Consider the following 12,338-nt stretch of genomic DNA (forward strand, 5'->3'; position numbering starts at 1 on the left):
AGGTAGCCGCTTCAGGAACGTGTCAACGAACACGGCACAAGCTACTGAGGGGTTGACCTAATAAATCAGGACTTGTCCGGGCGAGATCGACAGAGAAGTGATGTCAGCGTTACCTAACACGTATCTAGAGAGGTCTGCCGACGGCCCTATCGACGGGCGATGGCGTCGAGTTCCCGCGCCAGCCGAAGCACGGCCTGCTCGGGCGTCTGCCGCCCGGTCAGCGCATCGTGCACGACGGCCTGCACCACCAGGCTGACCTGGTCGTAGTGCGGGCTCTTGGGACGCGGCGCGGCCGAGAGCACGGCGGCGCGCAGGGTCGGCAGATACGGGAACCGCCGTACGAGAGCGGGGTCTTCGTAGAGCGCGGCACGCACCGGCGGCAGCGAGCCCCGGGTGAGCACCTGGCGCTGGACGGGCTCGCTGGTGAGGTACGCGATCAGGCGCGCGGCGGAGTCGGGATGCCGCGCGTGGGTGTTGACGGCGAGGTTGGAGCCGCCGAGGACGCTCGTGCCCGGCCCGTCCGGTCCCGGCAGGGGTACGGCGCCGATCTTCCCGGCGACCCTGGAGCCCTGGGCGGAGGCGACGGCGACGGCGTACGGCCAGTTGCGCAGGAAGAGCAGCCGGCCGTCCTGGAAGGCCTGCTTGGACTCCTCCTCCTTGTAGGTGAGCGCGGCCTTGGGAATCCAGCCCTCGCGGAAGCCGCGGGCCAAAAATCCGATGCCCTCGCGGGCCGCGGCGGAGTTGACGGTGACGCGCGCGCCCTCGTCGCCGAGGATCGTGCCGCCCGCCGAGTACACCGCCTCGGCCGCGTTGACGGTGAGGCCCTCGTAGGGCAGGAACTGGCCCGCGTAGCCGTCGAGTCCGTACCTGGGCGCGATGGTTCTCGCGTCATGCTCCAGCTCGGCCCAGGTGCGCGGCGGCGGTACGCCCTCCTCGGCCAGGACGTCCTTGCGGTACAGGAGCAGCCCGGCGTTCGTGACGTACGGAACGGCGTACAGCTGTCCGTCGTAGGTGGCCGTGTCGACGACCGGCGGCAGGAACGTCTTCAGCGGGAAGCGGTCGCGCGGCAGCGGGCGGATCCAGCCGGCGGCGGCGAACTCCGAGGTCCAGTTGACGTCGATGTTGAGCACGTCGAACCGGCTGCGGTCGCCGCCGCGCAGATCGGTGGTCATCTGCGCGTGGGTCTCGTCGGCGGAGTCCGGCAGCTCGACGAGGGTGACCCGCTCGGCGGGGTGGGTGCGGTTCCAGCCCTGGAGAAGGGACCCGAGATAGCCGGTGAGGTCCCCGGCGGTGGCCAGGGTGAGCGGGCCTCGACCGCCGCCGCTCCCCTCCCCGGCGCGGGCACCGGAGGCGACGCAGCCGGTGGTGATCACGGCCAGGACGAGGAGGCCCCTACCGGCGGCGCGTATCCACCGCATAGGTTCCTCCTTGCACACCGGCACCGGGCACCCTCGCCCGACGTCAGGGGCCATGTATACCCGTTAGGTATGGGCGATACTAGGGCCTGGAGCACATCACGTGCCCCGGAGGCAGATGACGAGGACCTAGGAGGACAGCACGAGTGCGCCTGCCCCTCCTGGCACTCCTCGCGCGCGGACCCGCCCACGGCTACGAGCTCAAGCAGGACCTTGAGCAACTGCTGGGCTCCGCGTACCCTCAGCCGAACGTCGGCCAGATCTACGTGACCCTCGGCCGCCTGGAGAAGTCGGGACTGATCGAGGGCGAGGAGGTCGAGCAGTCCAGCCGACCCAACAAGAAGATCTACCACCTCACCGACGCCGGACGCGAGGAGCTGCGCGCCTGGTTCGCGGAGCCCGAGGACGAGCCGCGGGTGCGGGACGAGTTCTTCATGAAGCTCGCCCTCGCACCGCAGACCGGCCTGGCCGACCAGATCGCCCTCATCAACAAGCAGCGGCGTCAGTACCTCAACACCATGCGCAACCTGTCGAAGCTCGCCGCGGCCGAGAACCGGGACAACAGAATCGCCCATCTGCTGATCGAGGGCGCCATGCTGCACCTGCAGGCCGACCTGGACTGGCTGGAACGGTGCCAGGAGGAACTGGAGGAGCCGGAGTGAACGACCGCCCCACTCCCCTGCTGCGCGCCGAGGGTCTCGTCAAGACGCACCACGGCGAGGGTGCGCCCGCCCACGCCGTGCGCGGGGTGGATCTCCGGGTGGCGCGGGGCGAGTTCGTGGCCGTCACCGGCCCGTCCGGCGCCGGCAAGTCGACGCTGCTGCACCTGCTGGGCGGACTCCAGCGGCCGGACGAGGGCAGTTACTGGCTGGACGGCGAGCGGACCGACGGCTACAGCGAGGCGCGCTGGGCCGTGGAGCGCAGGAAGCGCATCGGCATCGTCTTCCAGTTCTTCAACCTGGTCTCGAACCTCTCGGTCGCCGACAACGTCGAACTGCCCGCGCTGCTCGCCGGCCTCTCCCCGAAGCAGGCGCGCGCCGAGCGCGAGGAGCTGCTGGCCGAGCTGGGCCTCGCCGGCAAGGAGCGCAGCATGCCGGGCGAGCTGTCCGGCGGCGAGCAGCAGCGCGTCGCCCTGGCCCGCGCCCTGGTCAACCGTCCACCGCTGCTGCTGGCCGACGAGCCGGCCGGCAGCCTGGACAGCAAGGGCACCCGCGAGGTGATGCGGCTGCTGTCCCGCTTCCACGGGCGCGGCCAGACCATCGTCCTGGTCACCCACGACGCCCGGCTGGCGAGCGCCGCGGACCGCGTGATCAGCTTCTTCGACGGCCGCATCGCAGACGACGCGGAGCTGGACGGCGCGCCGTCCCGCAGGGCCGGGACGTCCGGTGTGCTGGAGCTGAGGGACTGACCCCATGCGTGCCACCCTGCGCTGGGCGCACTCCGATCTGCGGACGCACCGCGGCGAGGCCCTCTTCCTCGTGCTCGCGACCGCCGGCGTCGTCGCCTCGCTGCTGCTGGCCACGGCGCTGTTCGGATACGCCACCAATCCGTGGCAGCGGGTCTTCACGCAGGCGCGCGGCGCGCACGTGTGGATCCACGCCCTGCCGTCCGCGGACACCCGCCGGCTTGCCGCCCTGGACGGCGTGGACGCCGTCGCCGGCCCGTACGCCACCGAGTCCGCCACCGTCTCCGTGCGTGGCACCCGCGCCTTCGTCGAACTGCGCGGCACCCCCGGACAGCCGGCCGTCGGCCGCCCGCTGTTCGTCTCGGGCCACTGGCTCGACCCCGCCCGGCCCGACGGCGTGGTGCTGGAGGACCGCCTCGCCCGCGCCCTGCTCGCCGAGCCCGGGGACACCCTGACGCTGCCCGGCACGGCCCGGACGCTGACCGTGGTGGGCATCGCCGACAGCGCCGAACCCCGCTACGGCCCGGGCGAGCAGCCCGGACTCGTGTGGGCCCTGCCGTCCGCCGTGCGCGATACGCGCGGGCAGGTCGTGGGCCTGCGCCTCACCGACCCCGACGACACGGACTACGCGGTCCAGCGCGCCGTCACCGTCCTCGGCGCGGGCTCGGTCACGGAGGTCTCCACCTGGCAGCAGGCGCGGGCCGAGGCACAGGGCGACAACCGGCTGCTCGGCCAGGTGCTGGGCCTGTTCGGCCTGGGCGCACTGGTGGCCGCCGGGTTCGCGGTGCACGGGGCGATCGGCACCCGGATCCGCGGTCATCTGCGGGACATCTCGGTCCTGAAGGCGATCGGCTTCACGCCCGGCCAGGTGGTCCGGATCTTCCTGCTCCAGCACGTGGCGTACGCCGTGCTGGGCGCCGTGGCCTCGGCGGCCCTCATCCAGGGGCTGGGCGCCCGGGTGCCGGGGCGGCTCGGTGACGCGGTCGGAATGTGGCAGGGGCTGCCCGGGCACACGGCGGAGCTGTTCGTGGTTCCGGTGGGGGCGGTGCTGTTCATCGGGGCGGTCACCGGGCTCGCGGCCTGGCGGGCAGGCCGGGTGCCGCCGGTGCCGGTGCCCCGCCGAACGGCGGCTTCCGGCGGCCGGCTGCCGGGCGCGGCGCGCCGGGCACTCGCCCTGCGGCTGCTCGGATTGCGGCTGCCGCCCGCGCTGGTCCTGGGCGGGCACCAGGCCTTCGCCCGCCGCCCGCGCACCCTGGCCACGGTCGGCCGGCTCGCGCTGCCACTGCTGCTGATCGTGGTGGCGATGAGCGCCTGGACCACCATCGACCGCTTCCACAGCCGGCCCGAGCAGCTCGGTCTGCCGGCCGCGCTCACCGTCCGCGGGGACGGCACGCTCGGCGACCGGGGAACGCGGACCCTGCTGGACCGCCAGCCACGGGTCGCCGCCGTCTACCCGGGTGTGGAGACGGCGGCGCTGGTCCCGGGCCAGACCGCCACGATCGCCCTGCGGGGCCTCGGCACCCGTCAGGACCCCTACCCGTACACCCTCGCCGAGGGCCGCCCCGCCAACGGTCCGGACGAGGCGGTGGCCGGGCAGGGCCTGCTCGACCTTCTCGACGTGCGCGTCGGCGACTGGGTGCGGATGACGGTGGGCGAGCAGCCGCAGATCCTGCACATCGTGGGCCGCAGCATCGAGCCGGAGAACGGCGGCCGGGTCATCTCCACCTCGCTGGACACCCTCCGCGAGAACGACCCGCAACTCACCCCGACCCTCTACCAACTGCGGCTGCGCCCGGGCGCCGACGCCCATGAAGTCGCCGCCGCCCTGCTCGCGGCCGGTCACGGACACCTGGACGTGCACACCGTGACCAACCCGGCCGACGGGCTGTCCCCGTTGCGTGCCGTGGTCGCCGGACTGGTCTGCGTGCTCGCGCTGATCGGGCTCGTGGAACTGCTGACCGCGATCGGCGGCACCGTCCGCGAGGGCGAGCGGGACCTGCTGGCACTGAAGGCGATCGGACTCTCCCCGCGCCAGATCACCGCGATCACGGTGACCGCCACCAGCTGCACCGCGCTGGCGGCCGTGGTGGTCGCCACGGCCGCGGGCCTGCCGCTGGCCCGCTGGCTGATCGACGCCCAGGGCCGCTCCAGCGGTATCGGCGCGGGCATCGCGGCGGGACCCTCCCCGCTGCTCCTGCTGCTGTTCGGTGCCGCCGCGGTGGTGGGCGCGGCGGGACTCGCCGCACTGCCCGCGTCCCGGGCGGCGCGGCGACGGCTCGCGGACACGTTGAGCGCGGTGGCCTGAACCGCCCCGCCCCGGGTGCCGGGGGCTCCGGTGGGGCGCTGCGGCTCAGCTGCCGTACGGGTTGCCATAGGGGTTGCGCTGGGGCGGGTACGGCGCCGCCCCGGGTGCATAGGGGTTACCGGGCGGCGGGTACGGCGGCGGCGTCCCAGGCGCGTACAGGTTGCCGTAGGGGCCGGGGTGCGAGCTGCCCTGCGGCGGCACGTACGGCGGTGGCGGTGTGCGCGGCATCGGCGGGGCCGACCGGGGTAGCGTCGCCGGGTGGGCGCCCAGCCGGATGCCGTAGCCGCTCCTGAGCCGGCGCATCTCCAGCACGGCGATGCCGGTCACCGTGACCGGCGCGCCGAGGACGAAGAGGAAGCCCAGAGTGAGGCTGAGCCCGTGCAGGTCACCCGTGACCAGGTCGGGGATCGCCATCAGCCATGTCGTCACGGTGGCCAGCAGGGGTGGCAGACAGCGGTGTACTGCTGCGGTGCCGAAGAAGTTCCCCGAGACCTGGAACGCACCGTGGCCCACGAACCAGGTGAGCCACAGGGCGACGAACCCCAGCACCAGCACCAGCAGGCCGCTGCCGGCCGCCACCCGCCACATCACGACGGTGCCGACGATCGTCCCCACGAACGCCAGCAGCAGCTTCAGCGAGTTCAGCAGCGGCTGCCTCAGATCCCGCACGGTGCCGGCGCGCCGCCACACGTACAGCATCACGCCCACCGTCAGCGGTGTGACGAACAGCAGCACGGCGGACGCCGTCAGCATGTTCCCCAGCATTTCCTCGAAGGCGAAGCCGCCCTCGACGAACGTGTAGACACCGACCGCCGCGACCGTCCCGGCGATGAACCGCGCGCGTTTGAGCTTCTCCACGGCCGGGTCGAGCGTGTCCGGGATCCAGGCCGGGTGGAACACCGCCCGAGCGACCTCCCCGGGCCGCAGCAGCGACCGTGCGGTCAGCGTCCCACTCAGCCAACTCCCTTGCGAACCGGCCACGTTGCACTCCCCCGAGTCATGGCGTTCATGATCGCGAGGAGTCTACGGGAACGGACGCGGCCCTTCACCTCACCAGTCGGCGTACAGATCGCGGACCTGGAGGGTGTATCCGGCACCACGCCTCGGGTCCGCCGCGAACAGGTCCCGCAGCCGGGTCCCGGCGAGCTGCTCACGGTGCTTGGCCGGCGCGGTCCGCTCGGGCCTGCGGTCGAGCCCGGTACGGCCGTCCGCGTTCGTCTCGGGCTACAGCCTTCTTTCCCGGCTGTCCTGCTGTGTCCTGCCCCGCTGCCGGTCCAAGCTGTTTGATCCACAGGTGGCCTGAGCCGACGTCACGCCGTGGTGCGGTGCGGGGGCACCTGCTGCTCGGGCGCAACCACTCCTGCGTGCTGCCGGCGCGCCGGTAGCAGCGCGATCACGGACAGCACGAAGAACGCGGCCGTGAGCAGCGGCGGGGTCCCGGGCCCCCAGGCGGTGGCGACGACACCGCCGAGCAGTGCGCCGACGGGCGCTCCGGCGACGGCCAGGGTCCGGAAGGCCGCGCTGACCCGGCCGAGCATGTCGGCGGGGCTGCGCTGCTGCATCAGCGTGGTGGTGTTGACGTTCCACACCATGCCCATCAGTCCGAAGACGGCCAGCGCGGCCACCAGCGCGACCAGGCTGGGCACCGATCCCATGACGAGCAGGGCGGCGATCTGCACCGTGCCGGCCAGGAGCACGGCGCGTATCCTGCCCAGTCCCGCAACGATCCGGCGGTTGACCGCTCCCCCGGCGAGACTGCCGATCGTGTAGGCGGTGGTGGCCGCCGCGTATCCGCCGGGACCGGCGTGCAGCCGGCCGGTCACCAGGACCACCAGGGTGGCGATGAGGGCGCCCATCCCGACGTTGCACAGGGCGGTGGCGGCGCACAGGGCCCTGAGCGCCCGGTCCCGGGTGAGGGTGCGCAGGCCGTCGGCGATCTCGCGGCGCAGGGTGCTCCCCGCGGGTCTCGGATTCCGCCCGGGCGCGCTCGTCCGCAGCGAGGCCACCAGAGCGGCGGCCACCAGGAAGGTGACGGCGTCGACGGCGAACGGCGCGGCGGCCCCGGCGGCGAGCAGCAGGGGAACGGCCGGGCCGCCCAGCAGCCCGCCCGCGATGCGCTGTCCCGTCATCAGCCGGGCGTTGGCGCTGCCGAGCGCCACACGGTCCACGAGGGCGGGCAGCAGGGCCGTGGCGGCGTTGTCGAAGAGCGTCTGCAGCGTGGTGAGGGCGAAGGCCAGGGCGATCAGCAGGGCGATCGAGGCGTGTCCGAGGGCGACCGCCACCGCGAAGCCGCCGACCAGCAGGCCGCGTACCGCGTCCACCGTCCACATCGCGCGCCGCTGGTCCACACGGTCGGCGACGGCGCCGCCGAGCAGTCCGAAGACGAGCCAGGGCAGGTAGCCGCAGGCCGTGACCGAGGCGATGAGCAGGGGGTCTGCGGTCAGTGTGGCGGCCAGCAGGGGCAGCGCCGCCGTACGCAGCGCGTCACCGAAGCTGGACAGCACGGCGGCACTCCACAGCCGTCCGAACGCCCCGCGCCACGCGGGAGTCGCCCCCGTCTCGGCCGCCTCCGCGGCCCTGACCGTCGTCACCGTCTTCGCCCCCTCACGATTCGCCGATGCACAAACCGTAGAGGGCACCACTGACAATCGGTCCGCGGTGACCGGCGGGCCGGGGAACCAAGCAGGTCCGGCGCCTGCCCGCGGGCACCGGCCGGACGTCAACTCCTAGATCTCGCCGCGCAGTTTGGCGAGCGCCTCGGCGAGGATCGCCTCGCCGTCCGCGTCGCTGCGCCGCTCCCGTACGTACGCCAGATGCGTCTTGTACGGCTCGGTGCGGGGCGGGTCCGGCGGGTTGTCCCGGTCCTGACCGGCCGGGAAGCCGCAGCGCGGGCAGTCCCAGGTGTCGGGGACCTGCGCGTCGCTGGCGAAGCTGGGCTGCGTCTCGTGCCCGTTGGAGCACCAGAAGGAGATGCGCAGACGCGGCGCGGACTCGCCGCGCTCGGCCTCGCCCATCGGCCCCGCCCCGACCCGGCTTCCTCGGATCGCGTTGCCACTTGCCACGGTCGTAACTCCCTGCGTGATGGTGCCGCGAAGCGAGTCGGCGTTCCGCTTCGCTGCGAGCGCCTCAGTCTACGTAAGGCCCAACGCGCGTCCAGTGATTGGAGTTACCGACCCCACCACAGACGCAAGCCCCATGATAGGCCGCGCTCAGCAGCGCGTACCGACCATGGGGCCTTACGTACGGAATGTGTGGTGTTCGCCGGCCTGCACTCGGCCGACGGGTCCTCGTCAGCTGCTGGACTTCATCAGGATGCCGAGGACGACGATGCACGCGAACCACAGCAGGCCGATCACCAGGGTGATGCGGTCGAGGTTGCGCTCGGCGACCGAGGAGCCGCCGACGGACGACTGCATGCCGCCACCGAACATGTCGGAGAGGCCGCCGCCCTTTCCCTTGTGCATCAGCACCAGCAGCATCAGCAGCAGGCTGAAGATGATCAGGGCGATCGAGAACCCCAAAACCACGGCTGGACCAACTTCCTCGGATTCGGATGGACGACGGGGGCACAGCACCTCGGCTGTGCCCCCGCCAGGGTACGACGTATCGCCGCTACCGCCTACTCATGTCCGGCTCACTGCTCGCGGAAGCGGACGATCTTGACGAACTCGTCGGCGTCCAGCGAGGCCCCGCCGACCAGGGCGCCGTCGATGTCGGCCTGCGCCATGATCTCGGCGACGTTGCCCGCCTTCACGGAGCCGCCGTACTGGATGCGGACCTTGTCGGCCAGCTCCTGCGAGTACAGCTCGGCGATCTTGCCGCGGATCGCCGCGCAGACCTCCTGGGCGTCCTCGGCGCCGCAGACCTTGCCGGTGCCGATGGCCCACACCGGCTCGTAGGCGATCACGATCGACTCGGCCTGCTCGGCCGGGAGGTCCTTCAGACCGCCCTCGACCTGGGCGAGGGTGTGGGAGACGTGGTTGCCCGCGTCGCGGACCTCCAGCTCCTCGCCGACGCACAGGATCGGGGTCAGGCCGTGCTTGTAGGCGGCCTTGACCTTGGCGTTCACCAGCTCGTCGGTCTCGTTGTGGTACTGGCGGCGCTCGGAGTGGCCGATCACCGCGTAGGTGCACTTGAGCTTGGCCAGCATCGGGCCGGAGATCTCGCCGGTGTAGGCGCCGGAGTCGTGCTGCGAGATGTCCTGGGCGCCGTACTTGATCTTGAGCTTGTCGCCGTCGACCAGGGTCTGCACGGAGCGCAGGTCGGTGAAGGGCGGCAGGACGGCGACCTCGACGGCCTCGTAGTCCTTGTCGGCCAGGGCGAAGGCGAGCTTCTGGACGTGCGCGATGGCCTCGAGGTGGTTGAGGTTCATCTTCCAGTTGCCCGCCATCAGCGGCGTGCGAGTGCTCATTAAGGTTCAGTCCTCCAGTGCGGCGAGGCCGGGGAGCGTCTTGCCCTCGAGGTACTCGAGGGAGGCGCCGCCGCCGGTCGAGATGTGGCCGAATGCCGACTCGTCGAAGCCCAGCGTACGGACGGCGGCCGCGGAGTCGCCGCCGCCCACGACGGTGAAGCCGTCCGAGTCGATCAGGGCCTGGGCGACCGCCCTGGTGCCCTCGGCGAAGTCGGGGTGCTCGAAGACGCCCATCGGGCCGTTCCAGAAGACGGTGGCGGCGTCGGCGAGCTTCGAGGCGTACAGCTTGCGGGTCTCGGGGCCGATGTCCAGGCCCTCCTGGTCGGCCGGGATGGCGTCCGCGGCGACGGCGGTGGGGTGGGCCGGGGCCTTGGTCTTCAGGTCCGGGAAGTCGGGCGAGACCAGCGCGTCCACCGGGAGCACCAGTTCGACGCCGGTCTTCTCGGCCCGCTCGATGTACTCCTGGACGGCCTGGATCTGGTCCTCCTGCAGGAGCGACTTGCCGACCTCGTAGCCCTTGGCCTTGAGGAAGGTGTACGCCATGCCGCCGCCGATGAGCAGCCGGTCGGCCTTGCCGAGCAGCTGATCGATGACGGCGAGCTTGTCGGAGACCTTGGCACCGCCGAGGGCGACGACGTAGGGCCGCTTGACGTCATCGGTGAGCTTCTTCAGGACGCCGACCTCGGTGGCGATGAGGTAGCCGGCGTAGTGCGGCAGGCGGGCCGGGAGGTCGTAGACGGAGGCGTGCTTGCGGTGCACCGCGCCGAAGCCGTCGCCGACGTAGACGTCCGCGAGGGCGGCGAGCCGGTCGGCGAACTCGCCGCGCTCGGTGTCGTCCTTGGAGGTCTCGCCGGGGTTGAAGCGCAGGTTCTCGATGACGGCGACCTGGCCGGGCTGAAGGCCGTCCACGGCGTCGTGGGCCGCGGGGCCGACGGTGTCCTGGGCGAACGCGACGGGCGCGCCGAGGAGTTCCCCGAGCCGCTCGGCGGCGGGCAGCAGCGAGAAGGCGGGGTCCGGGGCACCCTTGGGGCGGCCCAGGTGAGAGGCCACGACCACCTTGGCGCCCGCCTCGGCGAGAGCCTTGACGGTGGGCAGCACGGCACGGATGCGGCCGTCGTCGGTGATGACACCGTCGGCCAGCGGCACGTTGAGGTCGGCGCGGACGAAGACCCGCTTTCCGTTCACGCCTTCGGAGAGAAGTTCGTCGATCGTCTTCATGGATGGGACTCCTGAGGAGGGGCTCTTGATCGTACGAGGGCTGGTCGATCCGCACGTCGGCCGGGGTCGTGGACCGGCACGGTGCCGGCGTGGGCGGGCCCGCTGTGCGTGCGGCCCGGCCCGCCGTACGTGCGTCAGGGCCCGGACCGCGCGACGCTGCGCTGCCCGAGCCCTGCACTCACATCGAGGTGCCTGCTTGAGTCGATCAGAGCTGGTTGCCGACGAACACCGTCAGGTCGACGAGGCGGTTGGAGTAGCCCCACTCGTTGTCGTACCAACCGATGACCTTCACGTTCTTGCCCTCCTGGACCATCGTCAGGGAGGAGTCGAAGGTGCAGGACGCCGGGGCGTTGACGATGTCGGAGGAGACGATCGGGTCCTCGGTGTACTCGAGGATGCCCTTCAGCTCGCCCTCGGCGGCCTTCTGGAAGGCGGCGTTGACCTCTTCCTTGGTGACCTCGCGGGAGAGCTCGACGACGAGGTCGGTGACCGAGCCGGTGGGGACCGGGACGCGCATGGCCATGCCGTCCAGCTTGCCCTTGAGCTGCGGCAGCACCAGGGCGGTCGCCTTGGCGGCGCCGGTGGTGGTCGGGATGATGTTCTCGGCGGCGGCGCGGGCGCGGCGCAGGTCCTTGTGCGGGAAGTCCAGGATCCGCTGGTCGTTGGTGTACGCGTGCACCGTGGTCATCAGGCCCTTGACGATGCCGAAGTTCTCGTCGAGGACCTTCGCCATCGGCGCCACACAGTTGGTGGTGCAGGAGGCGTTGGAGATGACGTTGTGGTTCGCCGCGTCGTAGGTGTCCTGGTTGACGCCCATGACGATGGTGACGTCCTCGTTCTTCGCCGGGGCGGAGATGATGACCTTCTTGGCACCGCCGGCCAGGTGCTTCTCGGCGTCTTCCTTCTTGGTGAAGATGCCGGTGGACTCGATGACGATGTCCACGCCCAGTTCGCCCCAGGGGATCTCCGCCGGGTTGCGCTCGGAGAGGACCTTGATGGTCTTGCCGTCGACGGTGATGGTGTCCTCGGTGTGCGAGACCTCCTGCTTGAGGCGGCCGAGGATGGTGTCGTACTTCAGCAGGTGAGCGGTGGTCGCGGTGTCACCCAGGTCGTTGACAGCCACGATCTCGATGTCTGCACCCTGCTCCAGCAGCGCGCGGAAGTAGTTACGACCGATGCGGCCAAAGCCGTTGATGCCTACGCGGATCGTCACGAACCGATCTCCTCGTTGGTACGCCGGTTTCGACGCCGGCGAGCTGTATTGGGATGTCCCCGACCACCCACGACCCTACCCCTCCGAGCCCCCTGAAGTGACATTCGGACGCTCCCGGAAAGGCACGGCGATCCGTACGCGTCAGTAGAGGTGAGGGCCGCTCGCACGAGCGCCCGGATCACTCCATTTCGCTACGGTTGTCGGTGGCGGGTTGACCGCATTGGTCACTCTTTCGTGAGTACCCCGGCTCACATGTGAAATGCCGTGGTCGCCTTCCTCGTCGGGGCCGTCCGGGCACCCGCCGACGGGAGGTGCTCCAGGCCGGAACCGAGCAGCACCGTCCGGTCCGCGGCGACCGCTGCGGACGCCCT

11 protein-coding genes are annotated in these 12,338 nt (G+C 71.4%); 3 read left to right on the forward strand and 8 right to left on the reverse strand.

Annotated elements, in window-relative coordinates; translation table 11 throughout:
* Nucleotides 1-146: 146 nt before the first annotated feature.
* A complete protein-coding gene (locus tag BZY54_RS09340; RefSeq protein ID WP_086724420.1) occupies nt 147-1,418 on the reverse strand; it encodes an ABC transporter substrate-binding protein in 1,272 nt (423 codons plus the stop codon).
* A gap of 143 nt (nt 1,419-1,561) precedes the next feature.
* On the opposite strand from BZY54_RS09340, the gene BZY54_RS09345 reads away from it, so the two are divergent.
* From BZY54_RS09345 to BZY54_RS09355, 3 genes are read left to right on the forward strand one after another with little or no spacing between them, the layout of a single operon-like run.
* Nucleotides 1,562-2,077, forward strand: coding sequence for a PadR family transcriptional regulator (locus tag BZY54_RS09345; protein WP_086724422.1), 516 nt, complete (start codon nt 1,562-1,564; stop codon nt 2,075-2,077).
* Entirely contained in the window at nt 2,074-2,823 is a 750-nt protein-coding gene (locus BZY54_RS09350; RefSeq protein WP_086724424.1) for an ABC transporter ATP-binding protein, read from the forward strand. The genes BZY54_RS09345 and BZY54_RS09350 overlap by 4 nt, the downstream gene beginning before the upstream one ends.
* A gap of 4 nt (nt 2,824-2,827) precedes the next feature.
* The gene (locus tag BZY54_RS09355) at nt 2,828-5,125 is read left to right on the forward strand and encodes an FtsX-like permease family protein (protein ID WP_086724425.1); all 2,298 of its coding nucleotides are present in this window, start codon (nt 2,828-2,830) and stop codon (nt 5,123-5,125) included.
* A gap of 45 nt (nt 5,126-5,170) precedes the next feature.
* Here BZY54_RS09355 and BZY54_RS09360 read toward each other — a convergent pair whose 3' ends face one another.
* The 7 genes from BZY54_RS09360 to gap form a co-directional block, all read right to left on the reverse strand.
* Nucleotides 5,171-6,106 (reverse strand): hypothetical protein, encoded by a 936-nt coding sequence (locus BZY54_RS09360; protein ID WP_167413969.1) that lies wholly within the window; start codon nt 6,104-6,106, stop codon nt 5,171-5,173.
* A gap of 329 nt (nt 6,107-6,435) precedes the next feature.
* Entirely contained in the window at nt 6,436-7,716 is a 1,281-nt protein-coding gene (locus BZY54_RS09365; RefSeq protein WP_086724427.1) for an MFS transporter, read from the reverse strand.
* Nucleotides 7,717-7,851: 135 nt separating this feature from the next.
* On the reverse strand, nt 7,852-8,187 hold the full coding sequence (locus tag BZY54_RS09370) for an RNA polymerase-binding protein RbpA (protein WP_003957010.1): 336 nt from the start codon (nt 8,185-8,187) through the stop codon (nt 7,852-7,854).
* 228 nt (nt 8,188-8,415) lie between these two features.
* The gene (gene secG / locus BZY54_RS09375; protein ID WP_086724429.1) at nt 8,416-8,652 is read right to left on the reverse strand and encodes a preprotein translocase subunit SecG; all 237 of its coding nucleotides are present in this window, start codon (nt 8,650-8,652) and stop codon (nt 8,416-8,418) included.
* 107 nt (nt 8,653-8,759) lie between these two features.
* Nucleotides 8,760-9,536 (reverse strand): triose-phosphate isomerase, encoded by a 777-nt coding sequence (tpiA, locus tag BZY54_RS09380; protein ID WP_086724431.1) that lies wholly within the window; start codon nt 9,534-9,536, stop codon nt 8,760-8,762.
* A 6-nt stretch (nt 9,537-9,542) separates the two neighbouring features.
* On the reverse strand, nt 9,543-10,754 hold the full coding sequence (locus BZY54_RS09385) for a phosphoglycerate kinase (RefSeq protein ID WP_086724433.1): 1,212 nt from the start codon (nt 10,752-10,754) through the stop codon (nt 9,543-9,545).
* Between the two features lie 205 nt (nt 10,755-10,959).
* Nucleotides 10,960-11,967 carry a type I glyceraldehyde-3-phosphate dehydrogenase gene (gene gap / locus BZY54_RS09390; protein ID WP_086724435.1) on the reverse strand — a complete coding sequence of 336 codons (1,008 nt, stop codon included), beginning with the start codon at nt 11,965-11,967 and terminating at the stop codon, nt 10,960-10,962.
* Nucleotides 11,968-12,338 lie beyond the last annotated feature (371 nt).

This window comes from Streptomyces carpinensis, assembly GCF_002154505.1.
Classification (GTDB): domain Bacteria; phylum Actinomycetota; class Actinomycetes; order Streptomycetales; family Streptomycetaceae; genus Streptomyces; species Streptomyces carpinensis.

Coding starts and splice junctions, on each gene's coding strand:
- BZY54_RS09340 (WP_086724420.1), bottom strand. CDS start 1,418: ATGCGGTGGATACGCGCCGCCGGTAGGGGCCTCCTCGTCCTGGCCGTG.
- BZY54_RS09385 (WP_086724433.1), bottom strand. CDS start 10,754: ATGAAGACGATCGACGAACTTCTCTCCGAAGGCGTGAACGGAAAGCGG.
- BZY54_RS09355 (WP_086724425.1), top strand. CDS start 2,828: ATGCGTGCCACCCTGCGCTGGGCGCACTCCGATCTGCGGACGCACCGC.
- tpiA (WP_086724431.1), bottom strand. CDS start 9,536: ATGAGCACTCGCACGCCGCTGATGGCGGGCAACTGGAAGATGAACCTC.